The sequence below is a fragment of the Ruegeria profundi genome (assembly GCF_001507545.1).
Taxonomy (GTDB): Bacteria; Pseudomonadota; Alphaproteobacteria; order Rhodobacterales; family Rhodobacteraceae; genus Ruegeria; species Ruegeria profundi.
On record NZ_LQBP01000012.1, the window covers coordinates 57,312 to 79,382 of the forward strand.

The following is a 22,071-nucleotide window of genomic DNA, read 5'->3' on the forward strand; positions in this document are numbered from 1 at the left end:
TCAACTATTCTCGGCATTTGCGACATTGCGGAGTACCTTTGTGAAACTATCCGGTGTCACTGAGATACTGTCGATTCCCAACTTTACCAAAAGACGCGCGTAGGCCGGGTCATTGCTGGGCGCCTGCCCGCAAAAGCCTACCTTCACACCTGCATCATGTGCTTTGCGAATAACGGTTTCGATCATCCAGAGGACCGCAGGGTCATCTTCACGGAAGAGCTCGGACAAGTCTTCGGAGTCTCTGTCGATGCCCAGGGTAAGCTGCGTCAGATCGTTCGACCCGATCGAAAACCCATCGAAGCGCTCTGCGAATTCTGCAGCGCGCACAACGTTTGAGGGGATTTCGCACATTACGTAGATTTCCAGACCGTCAATGCCGCGTTTCAGTCCGTTTTCAGCCATGACCTCAAGAACCCGGTCGGCTTCGGCCGGAGTTCGGCAGAAGGGGATCATGACAATCACGTTTTGAAACCCGATCTTGCGCCGCAGACGGTCGATTGCCCGGCATTCTAGCGCAAACCCATCCCTGTAGTGATCAGAGTAGTACCGCGATGCGCCCCGAAAGCCGATCATTGGATTTGCCTCGCTGGGCTCGAAGGAACGCCCGCCCAACAAATCTGCGTATTCATTCGTCTTGAAATCGCTCATGCGCACTATGACCGGTTTCGGATGGCAGAAGGCGGCGATACGAGACAATCCGCGTGAGAGCCGTTCGATAAAAAATTCCTCCTTGCTGTCATATGCGTGTGTAAGCCGTTCAATCTCGTCCAGCGCGTCGCTGTCCGCCACCCGTTCCGGATGGACAAGCGCCATCGGGTGTACATGGACGATTGAGTTTATCACGAACTCCATGCGCGCAAGTCCAACACCCCGCACGGGCAAGCGCCACCACCTGAATGCAGCAGACGGGTTTGCCAAGTTCATCATCACATCGGTCCGCGTGTCCGGAAGATTGTCCAAGGGTTCCTCGGTCACGGTGATCTTCGACAGCCCTTCTGTGATTGTGCCGGTCTCTCCGCCTGCACATGAAACAGTCACTTCCTGTGCATCGTGCAATACGTGGGTTGCGTTGCCGCATCCGACCACGGCGGGTAGTCCAAGCTCGCGGCTGATAATCGCGGCATGTGATGTCCTGCCCCCATGATCGGTGACGATCGCTGCCGCGCGTTTCATAATCGGCACCCAGTCCGGATCCGTTGTGGATGTCACCAGTATGGAACCATCGACAAAGTTCGCGATGTCACTGGCGCTCTGGATGATATTGATCCGCCCGCTTACAGCGGCATCGCCAACGCTCAGCCCGGTCGTCAGTGTCTTGCCGGGAGCTTGGACCTCATAGGTGCGAAGTGCAGGCAATTCGCGGCGGGATTGGACTGTCTCCGGTCTGGCCTGCACAATGTACAACTCGCCGGTATCGCCGTCGCGGGCCCACTCCATGTCCATCGGCTGGCCGTAATGTTCTTCGATAATGCAGGCCTGGCGGGCTAGCGTCAGAATTTCGCTGTCGCTGAGAACGTATTGTTCCCGTTCTGCCGCGGAAGTGTTTACTGTCCGCGCATCCCCGCTGGCGTCGAGAATCATCTTGATTTCCTTTCGCCCGCATTTTTTTTCAAGAATTGGGCAAAGCGCCGGATCGGTCAGAAACGGCTTGAAAACCTGGTATTCATCCGGGTCAACCGCGCCCTGAACGACGGTTTCGCCAAGACCCCACGCCGCATTAATCAGCACAGCATTTGGGAAACCCGTCTCGGTATCGATGGAAAACATCACCCCCGATCCGCCTTGTCCGGCGTTGACCATGAGTTGGACACCAACAGACAGGGCCACTTTCTGATGCTCGAAACCTTTGGCCTGCCTGTAAGAGATTGCGCGGTCCGTATACAGCGAAGCGTAACAATTGCGACAGGCTTCAAGCAAAGCGTGCTCTCCGCAAACGTTGAGGAACGTTTCCTGCTGACCTGCAAAGCTTGCGTCGGGCAAGTCTTCTGCAGTGGCGCTGGAACGCACGGCAACTGCGACGTTCTTCTGCCCCAGCAAATTGCTGAGACGCCGATAGTGCGAGCGGATTTCCTGTGCAATTTCGTCCGGCCAGTCGCCATTTCTTATCGCGTCCCGAATGGATTTTCCTGCGTCGCTCAGCGAGATTTTACCGGTGGCAAGTCGTTGCAGGTCGCTTGCGATTTGGACCTCCAGTTCATTGCGTTCTATGAAATCCCGGAACGCGTCTGCCGTCGTTGCAAAGCCGGGCGGTACTTGTATACCCTTCTGGCCCAAGCTGCGAACCATTTCCCCTAATGAGGCATTCTTTCCCCCGACGATATCGGTGTCAGTGTGCGTCACGTCTTCAAAGCCGATAACGTACCGTTCCCGGTTGGGCATGACCTCCTCCTTCTCGAAACGAAAGCAACTGTAACATCTCAGTCCAAACGTTTTTTGATCCATGTCAGCGTCCGAGAAATGCAATCGGATACCGGGAAGGTGGCCTTGTGTACAAACCTGACCTGACGTGGATCAATGCAACGTCTTGCAGATGGTTTAAACAATACCTCGTCTGATGCGGTCGGAAGGCCCACGATGATGGAGGTTTGCCTTGTCCAGGATTGTCCGAGTACCCGAAGACGTCGTTGTTCTGGTTTGCGATTCAAAGAAAGCACTGCTTCTCAGAAATATTGGGGCGGTCGCGCATCCGGAATTCCATATCGAAGAAAGCATTGAGCGACCCCAAGACGAAGATGAGGCCGGCAACTCCGCCCGTCCTGGCCGAAGGTTCGATGGTGGTGCTGCAGCAGCCTCCGGTAGCTCCCGCAGTGCTATGGAAGCAACCGACGCCGAAGCAAAGCATGCAGAGGCATTCGCAGTAGACGTCGTTTCGGCTTTGGGTGAGCGACACCAGAAAAAGCCGATGGGAGGGCTGATAATTGCTGCACCTCCGTCATTTCTTGGGATTCTGCGACAGAAGATGGATCACAGTCTACAGCAACTCATCCGCGATGAAGTGGCTAAAGAACTTGCGGAAATGCCAGTGTCAGAAATTCAGAAGGTCTTACTGAATAGCCTGTGACAATGCGCTTTAACTGCTCGTCTGTTGGCAATCTCTGCAAGAGACGGGTTTTTTTGATTATCGTGTCAGATCATATCGGTCTGCAACGGACTTGGGGGTTGGTATTCCGGGTTGTAGCAATAGGGTACGATCCAGCTAAATAGAGCATAATGACCCTTATGCTTAGTTTACGCTCAAACGCCTGTAAGGCAGTCTAAATTGACCGTTCCGACATGGCAGAGCCATAAACCGGAACATCTGCGATCAATTTGAAAACAACTCGATCAGGTTATTCAAGAATGGCCATAATGTTTCTCGATACGGTCAAAGGCGAGGTTGATAACATCCTCAGATACACAATACGCCATCCTAACATGACCTGAACCCGAAGGACCAAAGGCACTGCCTGGCGTCACGGTGACCTTCGCGTCACGCAGCAGCTCATGTGCAAACCTTACGTCTTCCACTTGCGACCCGCGAAGACGAGGGAAGACGTAGTACGCCCCTTCAGGACGCGCGTATTCGAATATGTGGGACACTGCATCCAGCCTAGCACAGATCAGTTCCCGACGACGATTTAGCCGCGTCTCAAAGTCATGCAGGTGGGTTGGCTCTGATGACAAGGCCGCCAACGCGCCAACCTGAGAAATCCGTGGTGTACAAATCATCGTAAGGTCATGCACCTTGGCGACTTCATCGCAAATTACTTCGGGAGCGATCATGTAACCTACTCTCCACCCGCTCATCGCGTAGGCTTTGGAAAAAGTGAAGAGATACACCAGGTTGTCTACATGTTCTGGCGCCGAGGCAAGGTTGAAGAAAATCGGTTTGTTTTCGTAAGTGAACAGGCTGTAAGGATCGTCGAGAATAATCAATACACCGTGCTGGGCGGCAATCTTTGCAGTGCGGCGCAAAGTGTCTTTACTAAAGATACGACCTGTCGGATTAGAAGGGGATACCAGTACTATGGCTTTGGTTCGGGGGCCAATCAGTGTTTCAAGCGCATCGACGTCCAGTTCCCAGCCTTTATCCTCATCCATAGACCAGAACACAGGCGTCCCGCCGCAAAACTCAATCTGGCTTATGTGAGATACAAAACCCGGGTCTGTCACAATCACTTCGTCTCCGGCTTCGACAAGAACATGTAGAATGCTATTCAACGCCTCCATATTGCCAGAGGTGATCGTCACATTTCGATCTGGATCGACGCGTATGCCAGTTCGACGCTCGTGCTCTTGCGCAACGGCGGTGCGCAGTTCCGGTAAACCGGCAGGCAAACTGTACATGCCGATCGTGGCATCCCGTTCCAGTTCCCGCGCTACGCTCTCGCGAATGTAGGAAGGTGTGCGAAACGAGGGCAATCCCCAAGCAAGCGATGCTGCCCCAGAGACCTTGGCGCTCAGGATGGACATTTCCTTGATCGCCGACATCGCGAGGCGGCGCGATCTGCTTGAGATCAGTTCAACCTGTTTGTTTTGTGTATTCATGAACTTCTACCGTAGATCATAGAAAAGATATCTGTCTTGATTGCCCCATTGCACTCAAGCGTCAGTCTTCGGGTTCAATGGCATGGCCGAGCCTGGTTCGACTTCGTTTGTGAGCCGCTGTTGAACGCCGGAACGCCCGCTCAGCACACGCCAAAGACTATGGCATGCCTGCCGGATCAGCATTGAAAAACATACCCGTCTGCAGCGCCCGCCAATGGGTGCCGAAGGCCTAATTACGTGGCACTGATTTGAGAGAAGCATGACGTCAGGTGATCTCTGGCGCAACCATTTTACCAGCTCCAGAGGTGGGCGCTCTTTTCGGGTTGCGTGGAAGTGCCAGCAGTGGGAACCTGAAGATGCCGGTCTTTTTATGTGTGCAGCGAAATTGCGTTGCATCCTCCTCAGGCCGGATCGGGCCCGAACCCAGCTAGCCAAACGGCCGCTTTCAGCAAGGAGCCGCTGATGCATGTAGACCCGCGGACACGGGGACAGGTTCACGCCCAAGACAGTGCGAGCGCGTTGGCGTTGCTGGACGTGGATGTGCAGCTCGGGCTGAGTGCGGAAGAGGCAGCGCGCCGCCAGAAGGTCTATGGCTTAAACCAACTGGAACGAGCGAAACGTACTTCGGCCCTGACGTTGCTACTTGATCAGTTCCGCAGTGTGATTGTCTGGCTTCTGACTGCTGCCGCGGTGCTGTCTCTGATGGTGTCCGATTACCCTGAAGCGATCGCGATTTTCTGCGTATTGGCTATCAACACCGCAATCGGCTTTTTCACAAGCTGGAATGCGTTGCGGTCGATGGAGGCGCTGTTTCGCCTGACCGCAGTCACCACCCGGGTGCGTCGGGACGGAAGTTCGGTTTTGCTGCCGGTAGCCGAGATTACCCCGGGCGACGTAGTGATCCTCGAAGCTGGAGACGTGGTGCCAGCCGACTTGCGGCTGATCCAGGTCGAGAGTTTGCAATGCGATGAAAGCGCCTTAACTGGAGAGTCAGCGCCCGTTACCAAAACGTCGCAGCGACTTGCCGCCGATACTTTGGTGGCAGATCGCACAAATATCGCCTTTAAAGGCACGGCGGTGACCCGTGGAGCTGGCATAGGGGTTGTCGCCCTTGTCGGTGCTGAGACGGAAATTGGCCGTATCGCCACCCTTGCACAAACCGCAGAAGCAGCGGCCAACCCGCTGGAGAAACGTCTGGACAAGCTGGGTCAGGCGCTGGTTCTGATTACCATCGCACTATCGGGGCTGATTGGCATAATTGGATTCATGCGCGGCCTCGGGATAGTCGAAATGGCTGAGACCGCGATCGCGCTGGCTGTTGCTGCAGTGCCTGAGGGTCTGCCTGTTGTCGCCACTCTGGCGCTGGCGCGCGGCATGCTGCGAATGGCCCGGCGCAACACATTGATAGAACGGCTTTCTGCGGTCGAGACCTTAGGCGCGACTACACTGATCCTGACAGACAAGACCGGTACCTTGACCGAAAACCGGATGACCGTAGCGGGCTTTGTCCTGGAAGATCGCGATCTCACCAGCGAGTGCTTGGTACAAAACGCAGCCGATGCGATGGACTTGCGGATGGCGCTGGAGATCGGTGCACTCTGCAACACTGCGGAACTCAGCCATAGCGGCGAGAAGGGTATCGGAGATCCACTGGAACTGGCGCTGTTGGAAATCGCTACCTTGTTGGATGTGCGCCCGGATCTTGACCCCGACGACCGGCCCGAGGTCGGCAAGCATCCATACGACCCGGCCTTTAAAATGATGGCGACGCAGCACAGCGCTGAAGGTCGCTATTTCGTCGCGGTCAAGGGGGCACCAGAATCAGTGCTTGAAAGCGCGATCGAGGTGCTGGGCGCAACCGGTCCTCAGCCTTTGACCGAGGCCCAGCGGCAGCAATGGCTGGACCGGATTGAGGCGGCGGCTGGGTCGGGCTATCGCCTCATCGGCCTTGCGTACAAATATACCGACAGCACAGAGGAGCCGCTGCTTGAGCGCTTGACGCTTGTTGGCCTTGTTAAACTGCTGGACCCTCTGCGCTCGGATGTGCCGGAAGCGATCGCAGAGTGCCTGAGCGCCGGAGTGCGAGTTGTCATGATGACTGGCGACCATATAGCCACTGCAACTGAGATCGCAGCCCAAGCCGGGCTGGGTGTGGGTGGAGGCATCGTCGCAATGTCCGAGGCCTCGCTGCAAGACCTGAAATCCGGCCGCATCGACAGCGAGTTGGGAAGGCAACTGGCTGAGACCAATGTTTTCGCAAGGGTGGCACCTGAAACCAAGCTGCGGCTTGTCGAATATTATCAGGATCAGGGCCATGTGGTCGCTATGACTGGTGATGGAGTGAACGATGCTCCGGCGCTTAAGAAATCCGATATCGGAATCGCCATGGGTCAACGTGGAACCCAGGTGGCACGCGATGCAGCGGATGTGGTGCTGAAGGACGACGCATTCACCTCGATTGTCGCAGCGATGTGGCAGGGGCGTGTGATCTTTGGCAATATTCGCCGCTTTGTCGTCTATCTGATGTCCTGCAACTTCAGTGAAATCCTGATAGTAGGGCTGGCTATAGCCGCTGGTCTTCCCGCGCCGTTGGTACCTTTGCAAATCCTGTTTCTCAATATCGTCACCGATGTGTTTCCCGCATTTGCCTTGGGTCTGGGCGAGGGGGACCGCAACGTCATGAAACGGCCGCCGCGCGATCCGCAGGAACCAATTGTTGGCCGTCCGCAATGGATCGATATCGCGGTATTTGGCCTTCTGATTACGGTTGCCACTCTGGGTGCGTATTGGCTGGCACTGATCCATCTGATGTTGCCGGTGCATGAGGCAGTGACAGTCGCCTTTCTAACACTGGCGCTGGGGCAACTTTGGCACGTTTTCAATATGCGGGAACGCGGAGAGGGACTGCTGATCAATTCCGTGTCGAAAAATCCCTGGGTCTTCGCAGCACTGCTTTTGTGTCTGGCTCTGCTGGTCGCTGCATATAAATTGCCTTCGGTGGCAGCGGTATTGCAACTTTCCCCACTCTCGTCCGAAGAGTTTGTTTTAGCCGCAGGTGCTAGTGTGTTTCCGCTGGTCGGCGGCTCGCTTTGGCTTGCGCTGACCCGCAACCGAAGCGTTTAGACGAAGCTGCGGCGCATTGCCATCGCATCACTCACCCTTGTTTGTGCAAGATCGACGGCAGCTTGTCGTGGCGGAACTCGTCTGTTGCGCATATCCTCAAGTATCGCCCTCGTGTTGTGTCGGATCTTGCTGGCGATGGTTTGCATGGCTTGCGCCTCGGACCCGCCGTGATATTCAGTCGAGGCGCAAATCACCCCGCCGGCATTGGCGATGAAGTCCGGTACTACGAGCACTCGCCGTGAATGAAGCTGCGCTTCTATCTCCGGACTTGCCGGGATGTTCGCGCCTTCAAGGATGAGCTTGGCTCTTATGCTGTTGACGTTGCCGACATGTATGGCACCGGGGCGCGCGGCCGGAACCAAAATATCACATTCGACTCCGATAACCGAGGTCGGATCTGGCATTGCTTTGCCGCCGGTCAGCGCAGTCACGCTTTTTCCTGCGCTTTTCAAGGCTATCAATTCGGCCAGCGGCAAACCGTCCGGGTCCATGAGGCTGCCGAGACTGTCAGAGACAGCGACCAGTATTGCACCTTTGTCGGCGAGGAAGCGCGCCGCGTTTTGGCCGACCGCGCCGAAACCCTGGATCGACACCCGCGCCCCTTCAAGGCCCATGTCGCAATAGTCCACAGCCACTTCGGCGGCAGCAGCCAGGCCGAAACCTGTGGCACCGATTTCATCCAAAGGGATGCCGCCCAGTACCCGCGGCAGTCCGACAGCGCGGTCAATTTCGTCGGTGACCCAACCCATGCAGGTTTCGTTGGTGCCCATGTCAGGGCCAGGGATATAATCCTCAATCTGTTTGATCGCTTTGGCAAAGGCGCGCATCAGCCCTTGTTTTGCGGCAGTCGACATGGCTGGGTCCGCAGAAATCACCGCCTTTCCACCGCCATGCGGCAAACCAGCGGCGGCGTTCTTCAGCGTCATCGCTCGGGCCAGTCCCGCGCATTCCGCTAGTGTTACGTCAGGCGCCATCCGAACCCCGCCGATCGAGGGTCCGGCAGCAGTGTTGTCAACAACCACGATTGACTGCAAGCCAGCTCTGGAATTATGCAGGTGAATGACCTTTTCTGGACCTAGCTCGTCGCACAATGCGAAGATATTGCTCATTGCATCATCCCTTTTCCGAGGGTGTTTCCAATCGGGCACGTACCGTTGCAAGGAAGCGTGCCGCCTCGCCACCGGTAACGGCGCGGTGGTCGAAGCTCAGTGACAAGGGAAGCACCCGCTGCTCTTGTGGCCTGCCATCCTTCAGTGTGATGCGAGTACCGATCCGACCGGCGCCAAGGATGGCAACCTGCGGTGGAACGACCACCAGCACCGCATGTTCACCGCCGATCATACCAAAATTCGAAAGGGTTATCGTTGCATCGCGCATCACCTCTGGGGTGATGGTCCGGTTGCGGACCGAAGCTTTGAGCGCTGCCAATTCGGACGCCAGATCGCGCGGGGTCTCGACGCCGCGCAGCACCGGGGCGAATAAACCATCAGGCGTATCCATAGCTATCGCCAAGTCCACATGCGCATGCAATTGACGTCGTTCACCGTCGAACCAAGCGTTCAGCGCGGGTTCTGCGACGCATGCAGCAGCAATGGCACAAACAAGGTGCAGCGTCGTGTTTTCATCCGTTGCCCAAGCGGATATGTCGGCATGATCCATAACGGTCGCTGGCACTACACTGGTGCCCGAGCGCTCCATCGTCCGAGCCATGACTCGGCGCGGCCCGTGCAACGCTTCGCCCAAGCCGACGGCGGCTGTCAGTACATCTGCAGATTGGATCGTACCGTCGGGACCGGTGCCAGCGACAATCGCAAGATCAACCCCGCGCTCGGCTGCCAACTTGCGCACTGCCGGGCTGGCCTTGACCCGGGTCACTGTTTCCGCAGGGGGGGCCGCCAGTGCATCTTTAGGGTTCGGGGCCGCAACGTTGATCTCGCCCACGACAGAGCCTTTGTCCGTAGCACGCTCGCTGTCGAACACTACCAATGCTCCACCCACGGGCACGATCTCACCCGGTTTCGCCATGAGCCGGGAAATGGTGCCGCTAAAGGGCGAGGGCACTTCGACCACCGCTTTGTCGGTCTCGACCGATACCAGCGGCTGGTCAGCGATCACATGATCGCCGGCGGTCACATGCCAGGCGACGATTTCCGCTTCATTCAGACCTTCTCCAAGATCGGGTAGGTGAAATATGCTCATGCAAACTCCATGGTTTCCCGGGCCGCGCTCATTATGCGGGCGACGTCCGGAAAGAAATGATTTTCGAGCCGTGAATAGGGAGTTACAGTGTCATACCCGGTGACCCGTCGAACCGGCGCCAGAAGGCTGGTCAGGCGGTTATTGGCCAGATCGGCAGCTACCTCGGCGCCAAACCCGCCAGTCATCGGTGCTTCGTGAACGATCACACAGCGCCCGGTCTTTTCTACTGACGTGTGTACCGCGGCGCGGTCATAAGGTTTCAAGGTCGCCAGGTCGATCACCTCGGCTTCGACCCCTTCACTGGAAAGTTGATTGGCGGCTTCTAGTACTTCCTTGCAACATGCGCCCCACGTGATCAGGGTCACATCGCCGCCCGCGCGCAGAGTGAAGGCGGTGTCGAGCGGGAGTGCCTTTCCGTCATCCTCGACCGGTTCCGAAAACGCGCGGTAGAGCCGTTTCGGTTCTAAAAATACAACTGGATCAGGGTTTTGGATCGCCGCCAGCAACAGACCATAGGCTCGAGCGGGTGAACTAGGGATCACGACCCGCAGCCCTGGTATATGCGCGAGCATTGCCTCCATGCTTTCAGAATGGTGCTCGGGTGCCTTGATGCCGCCGCCAAAAGGCGCACGCAACACCATCGGGCAACTCAATCGCCCCCTGGTGCGATTGCGCAGTCTGGCTGCATGATTGGCTAACTGGTCTATGGCAGAATAGATAAAGCCCATAAACTGGATTTCGGCCACTGGCCTCAGCCCCTGCGCTGCAGCGCCTATCGAGACCCCAGCGATCACAGTTTCGGACAGGGGGGTGTCGCGCACCCGTGAAGCACCGTGACGCTGGATCAGTCCGTCGGTGGCTCGAAAAACACCGCCATCGATGCCCACATCCTCGCCAAATATGATCACCTCGGGGTCGTCTCGCAGTGCCCGGTCGAGGGCCAGCCGTATTGCCTCGATCATCGAAAGTTCAGCCATCTGCGACCTCCTCGGCTTGGAAAGCCAGATTGGCGGGCAGCTCTGCGAAAAGGTGGTCGAACATGGCCCGAGCTGGCTCTGGTTCAATGGTCAGGTAGGCTTCGGCTGCCGCATTCACACAGGTATCGGATTCGTGCAGGAGAGCCTTTTCTTCCTCTCTGCTCCAGCCATGATGCGCCACAAGATAGTTTCGCAGCCTTGCAATTGGTTCTTCCTGCCAATGCGGGCTGACCTCTGCGTCATCGCGATAACGGCTGGCGTCGTCCGCGGTCGTGTGGTCGCCCAGCCGATAGGTCTGGCATTCGATCAAGCTGCCGCCTTTTCCGACCCGCGCGTTATCCAGCGCTTCAGCGACTGCGGTTCGAACTGCGATCACGTCGTTGCCATCGACAACTTTCCCCGGTACCCCTGCCGCTACCGCCTTTTGCGCCAGCGTCTGAGCCGCGCTCTGATCGCTACGTCTGACGGAAATGGCCCATTGGTTGTTGTTGATCACGAAGACTGCCGGTAGACGCCAGACTCCAACCAGATTCAGCGCCTCGTAGAAATCTCCTTTGGACGTGGCGCCGTCGCCAGCTACTGCCACCGCCACCCGTGCCTCGCTGCGCTGCGCCATTGCCAGTGCCACCCCGGCGGCATGGGGGAAATGTGAGGCAACCGGGATACAAACCGGAAAATCCTGCGCCTGCTCGGCAAAAGCATTGCCACGCTCGTCACCAGCCCAGAACAGAAACAGTTCCTCTAAGGAAACGCCGCGCAGCATCTGCGCGCCGTGCTCTCGGAAAGAGGGCAGGAAAACGTCCTCGTCACGCATTGCAAGCGCGGTGCCAATGCCGATCGCCTCTTGCCCCAAACTTGAGCCATAGGTGCCCAGCCGCCCAGTGCGTTGCAGTGCAATTGCCTTGGTATCGAAGGTCCTGGTCAGCATCATCGCTCGGTACATACTTACCAAGCAATCACGGTCGTGGGCAAAATCGGGCAGGTCGCCCACGACTTCTCCTTCCGGCGTAAGGAACCGTAGTGGTTCTGGTACCGTGATTTGTACGCTATCAACCATGGCCTATTCCCTTTTTACGCTTTCAAGGTCCCGTGCCATTTGTTCGCACATCACGTTTTTCTGCACTTTGCGGGCTATCGTCCTTCGGACGCTATCGGCAAACCTGATGTGACGCGGGTCCATGAAATGCGCGATTTGCCCTTGCAGAATTCGCGGCTGTCCTCGGTGTTGTCGTAATGGCCTTTGCTTGGCTTGATCCAGGCACAGACCTCTTTGCCGGATATCTCTTTCGGGGCACGCATCGCTTCGACCTGATCAATGACCGGGTGGGTATAGAGGAAACCCCGTGCTCGTAGCTCTTCGACGAGTGAACGTTATGGTAAACCTCTTGCATTCAGAGCCTCCTACTCTGTCCGTAAGGCGGCCGACTCCGGTTTTTTGGGGTCCCGGCGTTGCATTGAAATAGCATATCGCCAGACCCGCGATCAGGGATTGATGGAAATCAAATGCGTGATGACAGTTCCATCCGCAACAGGGCACCTTGTGAGATTTCGATAAAGCAATGCAGCGCAGACAGGATACCTAAAGGCTGATCCTACGCTTATGAGCGGTCAATCTGAGGCGTATTGTTACACCTTAATATTTTCGTTTTAAATCAATTGGTTTTCTTGTTTTCAATGCCTGCCGAAAGTGCGTTGGTAACAGACTGCGTGCCAATCTTTCTGGAACGGACACGCAGCAGGCGCGTCAGGAATAACCAGGGCAACATGACCGAAATCAAAGCGAACTTGGCTGGTCCTTGTCACACTACAATTCGAGCTAACACTCCTGACCGACCCCCGATGGTCAGTTCCTGTGTCGGTCAGGGCTGTAGGGGAGGGACGAGAAATGAACCAACTTGGTCTGAGGTTCTCGGATCGCGCCGAAGCTGGGCGCCAATTGGGAAATCGTTTGGCAGGCATGGGATTGGATAGTCCTGTTGTCTATGCTTTGCCGCGCGGTGGCGTGCCAGTGGCAGTTGAGGTTGCGCGCGCACTTAATGCACCGTTGGATCTGATATTCGTTCGCAAGATAGGTGCGCCGGGATCGCCAGAGGTCGCGCTTGGAGCGATCGTTGACGGTGAAAACCCTCAAATCGTTGTTAATGAAGAGATTCAGAGACGATCACGCGCTGGTGCCGATTATCTTGAGAAAGCACGTGCAAGGGAATTGCACGAATTAGAAAGACGTCGATCGCGATACCTTGGTGAGCGTGCGCAGGTATCTGCGAAAGGCAAAACCGCTGTTATTGTAGATGATGGGCTAGCGACCGGAGCGACGATGAAAGCGGCTCTTATCGCGATGCAGCAGCAAGGCGCAAAGAAAGTGTGCATTGCGGTTCCCGTCGCCCCGGCTGAAGTCGCAATAGAATTCCAAAAACTGGCCGACGAAGTTGTTTGCCTGAACCCGGCGCAGCAGTTCTTTGGCGTCGGTGCTTTTTTCGATGACTTTCATCAACTCAGTGATGAGGAAACCATAGGTCTCTTGCGGGAAGGGTGGTCGGAAAACGATAATGAGCAGTTATCGCCCGGGTTTTCATCCCGGCAAGTTGCGGTGCCTCCTTTAGGGCTTTCCGGAGAAATCATTGTCCCGCCTGATCCCCGTGGACTGGTAATTTTCGCGCATGGTAGCGGGTCGAGCAGGTTGAGTCCCCGCAACAAGGCTGTGGCCAATACGTTGAACACCCGCGGCTTTGCAACTTTGCTCTTTGACCTGCTGACTCCGGATGAGGCGCAGGATCGACGAAATGTCTTCGACATCCCTCTATTGGCCGACCGGATTGTAGAGACTGTTCTTTACGCCAGCGGTGAGCCGGACATAGCTGACTTGCCGATTGGCCTGTTCGGTTCCAGCACCGGCGCAGGTGCATCGCTGGTTGCTGCGGCGGAATTAAAAGACCGCATCGGCGCTGTTGTTTCCCGCGGCGGACGTCCTGATCTTGCTGGTGAAAAACTCAATAACGTCACCGCACCGACACTGCTCATTGTTGGCGGCGACGACCATCATGTGATTACCTTGAACAGGCAGGCCCTCAGCGCGCTGACTTGTGAAAAGCTCCTCAAGATCGTTCCTAATGCTGGCCACTTGTTTGAAGAGGCAGGCGCGCTTGAGATGGTGACTGAATTGGCCTGCAATTGGTTTCAACACCATCTAACTGTGCCGGAGACTGCAGTACATCCAGAACCAGAGTTTCATTTGAAAAGCTCGGAAGACATTGCGAAGGTGCTGCGCAAGAAAGTAATTTCACTACCGGAACCAGAAGATCCGTCCTTTGCGGAAGCATTTGACAGGTTTGGCACGGCAAGAGTGGTTCTGCTGGGCGAAGCCTCACACGGAACTTCAGAATTCTATCGTGCAAGGGCTGCGATTACGAACAGGCTAATCGATAAACACGGCTTTAATTTGATAGCCGTAGAGGCCGACTGGCCCGATGCCGCCGCGATTGACCGTTACATTCGCCATAAACCGGGCAGACCGATGCGCAGCCCGCCATTTTCTCGGTTTCCAACGTGGATGTGGCGGAACCGTGAAGTCGACGACTTTATCGCTTGCCTACGTAGACGCAATTCGGGAATCTCACCTGAAAATCAGGTGAAGTTTACAGGTTTAGATATTTACAGCATGCACACGTCTATTGGGGCAGTGCTGGACTATCTTGACCGGGTAGACCCGACAGCAGCTGCCGAAGCACGTCAGCGCTATGCCTGTTTCGATCCCTGGTCGCATGAACTGGCATCATACGGCCGAGCCTCGCTAAGCCGTGGATACGCGTTGTGTGAGGCTCCGGTCATGCGCACATTGCTCGACTTGCTACAGGGCGAACTGCAATATGCTGCGCAAGATGGCGACGACTTCTTTGATGCCGTTCAAAACGCGCGGCTCGTCGCGAATTCGGAACGCTACTATCGCGTGATGTACTACGGGTCACATGAGTCTTGGAACTTGCGGGACAGCCATATGTTCAAGACATTAAAGCAGAGTTTGGACCATGCCGGACCTAATGCAAAAGCCGTCGTTTGGGCACACAATTCGCACATCGGAGATGCCCGTTTTACTGATATGGGCACCGCGCGTGGCGAATTGAACATCGGTCAGCTGTGTAGAGCGGAGTTTGGCGACGACGCTGTGCTCATCGGCTTTAGTACGAACACAGGGACGGTTGCGGCCGCCTCGGAATGGGATGCACCAATGGAAATAAAGTCTGTGCGACATTCCCGATCCGATAGCTACGAGGCAATTTGCCACCAGGTGGGCGTGCCTCGTTTCCTGCTCAACCTCGGAAACGATCTGGATTCTTCACTTCGCACTGCGCTTTCAGAACCGCGTCTGGAGCGATATATTGGAGTCATCTACCGCCCCGAAACAGAACGTTGGAGCCACTACTCTCACGCATCGCTGCCCGATCAGTATGATGCGTTCGTGTGGTTTGATGAGACCTGCGCGGTAACCCCAATACCAACGCGTGTGTCGGCTGGTGAGGATGAGACCTACCCGTTTGGGCTCTGAATCCATTGTGGTGTGAGTAGGCTGATTTGGTTCGGGCGTTGCCATCATATGTGTCCGTATTCAGATAATTCGGGCCAAATGGCGGTGTTGGCTAGCGGAGAGTTCCAGCCCTCGTGTTTCTGACTGCCCTCACATTTCGACGTAACAAGATGGTCAAGCTGGCCGATCAGACGAACATGATCCTGGAAAAGCTGAATGTGGGTTTCGATGCCAAGACACGTGTGGGCGATCTGTCTATCGCCAACCAGCAGATGGTCGAAATTGCCCGTGCCCTGACCGTCGATGCCAAGGCGGTTATTTTCGACGAACCAACTGCATCGCTGACTGATGCCGAGAAGGTTGTGCTGTTCGATGTCATCGCCGATCTGAAGCGCGAAGGTGTGGGCATCATCTACATCTCTCACCGCATGGAAGAGATATTCAAGATCACCGACCGCATCTCGGTTCTGCGCGATGGCCAGTATCAGGGCACGGTTGCGACGGCGGACAGCACCGAAGAGTCCGTCACGCAGATGATGATCGGGCGCAAGCTCGACCTCAGCAGAAACCTTTCGCACCACGATCTGGGTGCCGTGGCACTTGAGGTACGCGGGCTAAGTTGCGGCAAGCTTTACCAGGATGTAAGTTTCGAAATCCGCCGGGGCGAAGTTGTCGGATTCTATGGCCTTGTGGACGCTGGTCGGACTGAGATAGCCGAAACCCTATTTGGCCTGCGTGACCCGTCCAAAGGACAAATCCTGCTGGACGGCGAAGAAATCCGCATTCACTCCCCAGCGGATGCCATTGCTCGTGGCATCAGCCTGGTGCCGGAGGATCGAAAAGGTCAGGGCCTTGTCCTTGGCATGAGTTGCCGAGACAACATGACCCTGCCTCAGGTCGATGACCTCAAAGCCGGGTCTTTTGTTGCCGAAGGCGCCGAGATCGCAATTTTCGACCAGTACCGCGACCGGCTGGACATCCGCACACCGGGCTGGAAGGCGCGGGTGGGCAACCTGTCAGGTGGCAATCAGCAGAAGATCGTGATCGGCAAGTGGCTGTCGATGCATCCCAATGTCTTGATCGTGGATGAACCTACCCGGGGCATTGATGTGGGCTCCAAGTCGGAAATACACAAGCTTCTTCGCGAGTTGGCGGCTCAGGGCTATGCAGTGATGGTGATCAGTTCCGAAATGCCAGAGGTGCTGCATGTTTCCGATAGGATCATCGCCATGTATTCAGGCCGGGTGATGCGAACCTTCACGTCTGATGAGGTGTCCGAGGACAACCTAATTCAGGCGATCTCAGGTCTTGGCGGCGATCAGGCCGCCTGAACCCGGCGCGCCCGACCGCTGTGAAATTTGAAAAGGAAGACAGATGAAACTTCTCCGCTATGGTCAGCCCGGTGCCGAAAAACCCGGCCTTCTTGATGCCTCTGGCCGTGTCCGTGACCTGTCGGGCGTCGTGCCCGACATCGCCGGAGAGGCGCTGAGCCCCGACAGCCTGAGCAAGCTTGCCAAGCTTGATCCAGAAAGCCTGCCGCGGGTCGAAGGTATCCCACAGCAGGACCTGCGGCTGGGGGCCTGCGTCGGCAATATTGGCAAATATGTCTGCATCGGCCTCAACTACGCCGATCATGCGGAAGAGGCTGGGATGCCGATCCCAGAAGAGCCGATCATCTTCAACAAATGGACCTCAGCCGTGGTGGGTCCGAACGACGACATTCAAGTGCCGCGTGGTTCGGTCAAGACCGATTGGGAAATCGAACTGGGCGTGGTGATTGGCGCACCGGGTACCTATATCGACGAAGCCGACGCCATGAACCACGTAGCCGGATTCTGCGTGATCAACGATGTGTCCGAACGCGACTTCCAACTCAACCGTGCAGGCACCTGGGACAAGGGCAAAGGGTGCGACACCTTTGGACCGACCGGCCCATGGCTGGTCACGCAAGACGAAATCACTGATATAAACAACCTCGACATGTGGCTCGATGTGGACGGTGAACGCATGCAAACAGGCTCGACAGCCACACTCGTTTTTAAGGTACCTCATCTGGTGTCATACTGTAGCCAGTTCATGAGCTTGCAGCCTGGCGACGTGATCTCTACCGGTACCCCTCCGGGCGTGGGCATGGGGCAAAAGCCACCACGCTACCTGCACGGTGGAGAAATTGTCACGCTTGGTATCGCCGGACTTGGTGAGCAGAAATCTTTGGTCAGACCTGCGATCACATAGCACCTGACGCGTCCGATCGGCGATACTTCATTTCAAACTGTCGGCACTCAACGACAACTTGGGGCAAATCCGCATTGGTATCGTTGGAGCTTTCGCCGCAGTGCCGCGCACAAGATCATTTGCTGGGAACGTGAGGACGCTGGTCAGTAAGCCCATAGCAGTCGTTCAGTAGGACTTTGGAGGCCGTGTTGCTAAGGATGACTGTTCAGAACACAGTGAAAGGAAGCCGCGCAAACTCTGTTATCCTTCTTCGACGACCATAAACTTCAGGGGATTGCGGCTTTTTTGACAATTGACTGTATGTCTACACCGGAGACATTCGGGACGACTGAACAAATGACCGGGTCGAACCCAATGCGGACCTGATCCAGTACCTTCGCAGGTGCGGTATAGGATCGACCGAAGCTGTCAGCTGCGACACAGTAGGAAAAGCGCTCCTTTATGACAACCGGAGCGAGTTCTCGGTGAATGATGTCCGCGTTCGAGGCAAAGCTGCCTTTCGCCAATTCTCTTTAGACGAAACAGAAAATGCGTGATAGCTCCGAACTATGGCAACCATATCCGCGCAAAATCGACCGTCTATCCCTTACGGATTTGCGATTGTTGGTGTCCTGTTCGCCTCAGTCTGTTTTGGGTTGGTTCCTTACTTCAGCCGAAGCCTGACAGAACAGGGCGTGGCACCCTATGCCGTTGCATTCTATCGCTACATCGTCGCAGCAATTCTTCTGCTTCCTGTTCTCGTCTTGCACCGAAAAGAATGGCGAGCGATCATTTGGGGCCTTTCAGCTGGCGCCGTAATGGGTCTCGGTTGGATCGGATATGTAACGGCGCTAGAGGCATTGCCTGCATCGACGGTGGGTGTACTTTACATGACCTATCCGGTGTTCACCCTGGTCATCGCATGGGCTGTGTTTGCCGATGCACCCACGCGGCGCGCATTGTTGGCCGCTGGCCTGATTGTAGTCGCGGCTGTCATTGCTGGATCGCCCGCTTCAATCCCTGCGGAGCATCTACCAACACTTTTGATATCCCTTGCCGCGCCATTCGGGTTTGGTTTTGGAATTTGCGTGCTGGTGCACAGGTTGTCACTGATTGCGCCGTTGGCACGTATCGCGTCAGTGTCTTTGGGATCCGTTCTTGGCCTCGCGCCGCTTATCCTCGGTGCTGACGTCGCAGAGCTTTTCCCAACGGAGAAATCTGATTGGCTTTTGATTGTTGGTATCGGACTTGTCACCGCGCTTGTGCCCCAGCTCATCTACACGATCTGCTCGCCCGTTATCGGGGCGTCCCAAACTGCGGTAGCCGGAAGCATCGAATTGCCCACGATGTTTGCCGTCGGTTTTCTGGCTTTTGGTGAGGCCATCACTGTTTCTCAGGCTTTGGCATGTGCGTTGGTGCTGGGCGCAATCGCGATCACAAGAAGCCGAAAGACACGCACCGTATCGACCGTGCTTGCAAAATCACCCAAGCGGTAGTGCTGGGTTCAATGCGGACGGGTTCGCCCAATGATCGGAGTGACCTGCAGTTACGTCGAGACAGTGCCATCCTGAACCCAAACATCAAACTGCGCCAATACGGCGTCGCTGAAGGCCTTGTCGTTGATATGTGCATCCAGTTCGGTTGTTGGAATTCGGTCAGATATCGCTTTTCTTACTTCGTCCACCATATCGCTTAGTGCGTCCGGGTCGTATGCCTCTTCACCTTCTTTGTCCCAAGCTTCGACCCCCTGAGTGGGCATAAAAAAGTGCACCGGTCCCGTCGCAGCTTCAAGGCGGTTGGCGAGTTCACGTATCCACGCACGGCGTTCTTCGCCAGTAAATACAGAACTCTTGATCAGGCGATTATGTTCGTGAAAGGGGCGATCAGCATATTGCTCTGGAATGTCCTGCCAACCTGCAAAGTCCAACAAATCCAGCGCGCCGGGTGCCACCATTTGCGGGGTACCCACGCGCCCGGCATTTGTAACGCGGTCCTCGCCGCTTGAGACGACAGAACCCGCCATCAGATTTCCGAATTCCTGCATGCAGAAATCCATCACGCAAACAAATGCACCCTCACCGGCAAGTTTCTCAAAGGCCATACCGCCCATGCCGGTAGAATGGAAAACGGCCACTTCGAAGCCGCGCTCTTCCAGAGCTGGTTTCAGGGTCTTCATGTAGCGCAGGCAGGATGATCCCAGGCTGGTCATTCCGATCAAGGGCTTGCTGCGATCCAGTTCGATTGCAGCTTTGGTAGCCCCGACAACTGCTCCGGCGGCCTGACTTAAAGAGGATCTGCAAATCGAGTTCATTCCATAAAGACCGCCGGCCCATAAGATCATTTGAACGTCAGGGGCCAGACGATGTGGCGGGATCAAAGGCGAAAAGCTCACTGTTGAAACGATGTATTTTGGAACCCCCATCGGCAGCGCCTGTGCGCAATCCAGCGCCAGATCGGTGCCCATTGTTCCACCAATTGCTAGCATTCCGTGAAATCGGCCTTCGGCATAAGCCTGCGCGACGACATTGGCGGCGCCAGCGGACATCACGCGGAAGGCTTTGTTTTCGTCCCCTTGCGCGATGACGTCTCCAATGGTCATTCCGGCAGCAGCGGCGATGTCATGTTTGCTGATGTCTGTTGCGTTCTCAGGTTCCCCCAGAACCGAGACGTCCATTGTCAGAACGCTGGCACATTGCGCCTTGACCACGTCCTCGATGAAACGCATCTCGGGTTCCTTGGTGTCGTAGGTACCGATCAGCAGAACTGTTTTTTGGGTCATGGGTTCCTCTCCTGCCTGCGCATTGGTCCAGACGATTATTTTTTTAGGGCAGTTCCCGCCCTGATCCCCCACGTGTCACGCGGCCTTCCTTGATTTCAGAGTTTTATCCAGGCCGTTTTCAGATCCAGATATTTGTCAAATGCGTGCAGGGACTTGTCATGCCCATTTCCGGACTGCTTGACGCCCCCAAGCGGCACTGTGATATCCGCCCCGCCATAGGTGTTAACATGCACCACGCCCGCTTTGATTTTTGAAATCATACGATGTGCGCGGGATAGGTTCGACGTCCACACGCCGGCGGCGAGACCAAATTCAGTCGCGTTGGCAAGGGCGACGGCTTCTTCTTCTGTGTCAAAGACTTGAACTGTAAGAACCGGTCCAAACACCTCTTGGCAGACAACGCGGTCGTCAGGGTTGACGCCGGTGATGACTGTCGGTGCCATATACGTCCCCCCGGTGTCGTGCAGAATCCGCGTTCCACCTGTGTTAATGGTGCGACCAGCGGTGCGAGCCTCTTCAACGAATTGAAGGTTTTGCGCCAGCTGGTTTTCCGAGTTTACGGCACCTGCTTGAGTCCTTGGGTCCAGCGGGTCGCCGACCTGCATGGCCTCGGCGTTCGCAACCAACAAGTCGACGAATTTGTCGTGGATTTCCCGCTGGACCAGTAGCCGGGAACCCGCAACGCAGACTTGGCCGGAATTGCGAAAGATGCCAGCGGCCGACACCTTCGCGGCTTCGGCCAGATCGGGGGCGTCGGCAAACACGATATTCGGGGATTTTCCGCCGAGTTCCAGATAAACGCGTTTAAGGTTTGATCTTGCCGAGGCTTCAAGCAATCGACGGCCTGTCGCTCCGGAACCTGTAAAAACAAGAGCATCAACGTCTTGGGATTCAGCGATTTCTGCCCCAACAACTATGCCTTCGCCAGTCACGACGCTTAGGACGCCCGGTGGAAGACCGGCCTCCAGCGCAAGTTCGGCCAACCGGATAAGAGTTAACGATGCCGTTTCTGCGGGTTTCAAGACAACGGTGCATCCTGCGGCAAGCGCTGGGCCCAGTTTCCAGCTGCCGATCATCAGTGGAAAATTCCACGGTACGATTGCGCCTACCACTCCAACCGGTTGCTTGTGTATCAACCCCAGTGCACCGGGAGCAGTAGGGGCAATCTCGCCATAAATCTTGTCGATCGCCTCTGCAAAATAGCGGATCGTCCCGGCAGCGCTGAGGGGCTCGGCCTTGTAGGCCATGCCAATTTCAGTTCCATTGTCGCGTACGCCCAAAACAGCCAGCTCGTCAGCCTCTGCTTCGACAAGGTCTGCCCATTTCAACATGATTTTCTTGCGAGCAGCGGGGGCGACGTCAGACCATCTTCCGTCATCGAAAGCGCGTCGCGCTGAACGGATTGCCAATTGGGCATCCTCACGGGTTCCCTTGGGTATGGTTGTCAGGGTCGATCCGTCGATTGGCGATATGACGTCCAGTGTCGCGCCATCCGACGCGTCACGGCTGGTACCATCGATCAGATGACGTGCTGGCGGAACCGCACGAGACCGGAGTTCCTCTATCCTTGTTTTGTCCAAATCGAGCCTCAGTAGGTTTGAATAATGAACCAAAGGTGTCAAAAAAAGTGTCAAACTTTAAACCTGCATTTGTCAATAATGATTTTTTAGTTGACAGGTGAAGAAACAAATTCAGAATAAATGATACTAAAGGTTCAAATAATAAACCGA

15 protein-coding genes are annotated in these 22,071 nt (G+C 55.9%); 6 read left to right on the plus strand and 9 right to left on the minus strand.

From position 1 onward, the window contains the following. Window positions 1-2,379 (minus strand): phosphoenolpyruvate synthase, encoded by a 2,379-nt coding sequence (ppsA, locus tag AVO44_RS18475; protein WP_068340369.1) that lies wholly within the window; start codon window positions 2,377-2,379, stop codon window positions 1-3. Window positions 2,380-2,590: 211 nt separating this feature from the next. Here ppsA and AVO44_RS18480 point away from each other — a divergent pair, with 211 nt between their 5' ends. Beyond that, window positions 2,591-3,061, plus strand: a complete 471-nt coding sequence (locus AVO44_RS18480; RefSeq protein ID WP_068340372.1) for a baeRF12 domain-containing protein — start codon at window positions 2,591-2,593, stop codon at window positions 3,059-3,061. Window positions 3,062-3,333: 272 nt separating this feature from the next. Here the strand turns inward: AVO44_RS18480 and AVO44_RS18485 are convergent, their stop codons facing one another. After that, a complete protein-coding gene (locus tag AVO44_RS18485) occupies window positions 3,334-4,527 on the minus strand; it encodes a pyridoxal phosphate-dependent aminotransferase (RefSeq protein ID WP_068340375.1) in 1,194 nt (397 codons plus the stop codon). A 462-nt stretch (window positions 4,528-4,989) separates the two neighbouring features. Between AVO44_RS18485 and AVO44_RS18490 the strand changes: the two genes are divergently transcribed. After that, window positions 4,990-7,650 (plus strand): cation-translocating P-type ATPase, encoded by a 2,661-nt coding sequence (locus tag AVO44_RS18490; RefSeq protein WP_082677569.1) that lies wholly within the window; start codon window positions 4,990-4,992, stop codon window positions 7,648-7,650. Here AVO44_RS18490 and AVO44_RS18495 read toward each other — a convergent pair. From AVO44_RS18495 to AVO44_RS21155, 5 genes are all read right to left on the minus strand, one after another. Beyond that, the gene (locus AVO44_RS18495; protein ID WP_068340377.1) at window positions 7,647-8,759 is read right to left on the minus strand and encodes a Glu/Leu/Phe/Val family dehydrogenase; all 1,113 of its coding nucleotides are present in this window, start codon (window positions 8,757-8,759) and stop codon (window positions 7,647-7,649) included. The genes AVO44_RS18490 and AVO44_RS18495 overlap by 4 nt on opposite strands. Before the next feature lie 4 nt (window positions 8,760-8,763). After that, the gene (locus tag AVO44_RS18500) at window positions 8,764-9,849 is read right to left on the minus strand and encodes a dihydrolipoamide acetyltransferase family protein (protein ID WP_068340379.1); all 1,086 of its coding nucleotides are present in this window, start codon (window positions 9,847-9,849) and stop codon (window positions 8,764-8,766) included. Next, window positions 9,846-10,826, minus strand: coding sequence for an alpha-ketoacid dehydrogenase subunit beta (locus AVO44_RS18505; protein ID WP_068340382.1), 981 nt, complete (start codon window positions 10,824-10,826; stop codon window positions 9,846-9,848). The genes AVO44_RS18500 and AVO44_RS18505 overlap by 4 nt, the downstream gene beginning before the upstream one ends. Further along, on the minus strand, window positions 10,819-11,883 hold the full coding sequence (gene pdhA, locus AVO44_RS18510; RefSeq protein ID WP_068340385.1) for a pyruvate dehydrogenase (acetyl-transferring) E1 component subunit alpha: 1,065 nt from the start codon (window positions 11,881-11,883) through the stop codon (window positions 10,819-10,821). The genes AVO44_RS18505 and pdhA overlap by 8 nt, the downstream gene beginning before the upstream one ends. Before the next feature lie 74 nt (window positions 11,884-11,957). Continuing rightward, on the minus strand, window positions 11,958-12,125 hold the full coding sequence (locus tag AVO44_RS21155; RefSeq protein WP_157770040.1) for a hypothetical protein: 168 nt from the start codon (window positions 12,123-12,125) through the stop codon (window positions 11,958-11,960). 658 nt (window positions 12,126-12,783) lie between these two features. Between AVO44_RS21155 and AVO44_RS18515 the strand changes: the two genes are divergently transcribed. The 4 genes from AVO44_RS18515 (at window position 12,784) to AVO44_RS18530 (ending at window position 19,058) form a co-directional block, all read left to right on the plus strand. Further along, on the plus strand, window positions 12,784-15,369 hold the full coding sequence (locus AVO44_RS18515) for an erythromycin esterase family protein (RefSeq protein WP_233422028.1): 2,586 nt from the start codon (window positions 12,784-12,786) through the stop codon (window positions 15,367-15,369). A 113-nt stretch (window positions 15,370-15,482) separates the two neighbouring features. Beyond that, entirely contained in the window at window positions 15,483-16,679 is a 1,197-nt protein-coding gene (locus AVO44_RS18520) for a sugar ABC transporter ATP-binding protein (protein WP_082677562.1), read from the plus strand. Between the two features lie 43 nt (window positions 16,680-16,722). Then, window positions 16,723-17,583, plus strand: coding sequence for a fumarylacetoacetate hydrolase family protein (locus AVO44_RS18525; protein WP_068340389.1), 861 nt, complete (start codon window positions 16,723-16,725; stop codon window positions 17,581-17,583). A 548-nt stretch (window positions 17,584-18,131) separates the two neighbouring features. Continuing rightward, window positions 18,132-19,058: a DMT family transporter gene (locus AVO44_RS18530; protein ID WP_068340392.1), complete on the plus strand. Its 927-nt coding sequence runs from the start codon at window positions 18,132-18,134 to the stop codon at window positions 19,056-19,058. Window positions 19,059-19,108: 50 nt separating this feature from the next. Here the strand turns inward: AVO44_RS18530 and AVO44_RS18535 are convergent, their stop codons facing one another. Both AVO44_RS18535 and AVO44_RS18540 read right to left on the minus strand, forming a co-directional pair. After that, on the minus strand, window positions 19,109-20,341 hold the full coding sequence (locus AVO44_RS18535) for a Tm-1-like ATP-binding domain-containing protein (protein ID WP_068340395.1): 1,233 nt from the start codon (window positions 20,339-20,341) through the stop codon (window positions 19,109-19,111). A gap of 95 nt (window positions 20,342-20,436) precedes the next feature. Beyond that, window positions 20,437-21,921 carry an aldehyde dehydrogenase gene (locus AVO44_RS18540; protein WP_068340401.1) on the minus strand — a complete coding sequence of 495 codons (1,485 nt, stop codon included), beginning with the start codon at window positions 21,919-21,921 and terminating at the stop codon, window positions 20,437-20,439. Between the last annotated feature and the right edge of the window lie 150 nt (window positions 21,922-22,071).

Excerpts from the sequence above, each read along its gene's own strand:
- ppsA (WP_068340369.1), bottom strand. The coding sequence starts at position 2,379 with ATGCCCAACCGGGAACGGTACGTTATCGGCTTTGAAGACGTGACGCAC.
- AVO44_RS18485 (WP_068340375.1), bottom strand. The coding sequence starts at position 4,527 with ATGAATACACAAAACAAACAGGTTGAACTGATCTCAAGCAGATCGCGC.
- AVO44_RS18490 (WP_082677569.1), top strand. The coding sequence starts at position 4,990 with ATGCATGTAGACCCGCGGACACGGGGACAGGTTCACGCCCAAGACAGT.
- AVO44_RS18495 (WP_068340377.1), bottom strand. The coding sequence starts at position 8,759 with ATGAGCAATATCTTCGCATTGTGCGACGAGCTAGGTCCAGAAAAGGTC.
- AVO44_RS18500 (WP_068340379.1), bottom strand. The coding sequence starts at position 9,849 with ATGAGCATATTTCACCTACCCGATCTTGGAGAAGGTCTGAATGAAGCG.
- AVO44_RS18505 (WP_068340382.1), bottom strand. The coding sequence starts at position 10,826 with ATGGCTGAACTTTCGATGATCGAGGCAATACGGCTGGCCCTCGACCGG.
- pdhA (WP_068340385.1), bottom strand. The coding sequence starts at position 11,883 with ATGGTTGATAGCGTACAAATCACGGTACCAGAACCACTACGGTTCCTT.
- AVO44_RS21155 (WP_157770040.1), bottom strand. The coding sequence starts at position 12,125 with ATGCGTGCCCCGAAAGAGATATCCGGCAAAGAGGTCTGTGCCTGGATC.
- AVO44_RS18515 (WP_233422028.1), top strand. The coding sequence starts at position 12,784 with ATGGGATTGGATAGTCCTGTTGTCTATGCTTTGCCGCGCGGTGGCGTG.
- AVO44_RS18525 (WP_068340389.1), top strand. The coding sequence starts at position 16,723 with ATGAAACTTCTCCGCTATGGTCAGCCCGGTGCCGAAAAACCCGGCCTT.
- AVO44_RS18530 (WP_068340392.1), top strand. The coding sequence starts at position 18,132 with ATGGCAACCATATCCGCGCAAAATCGACCGTCTATCCCTTACGGATTT.
- AVO44_RS18535 (WP_068340395.1), bottom strand. The coding sequence starts at position 20,341 with ATGACCCAAAAAACAGTTCTGCTGATCGGTACCTACGACACCAAGGAA.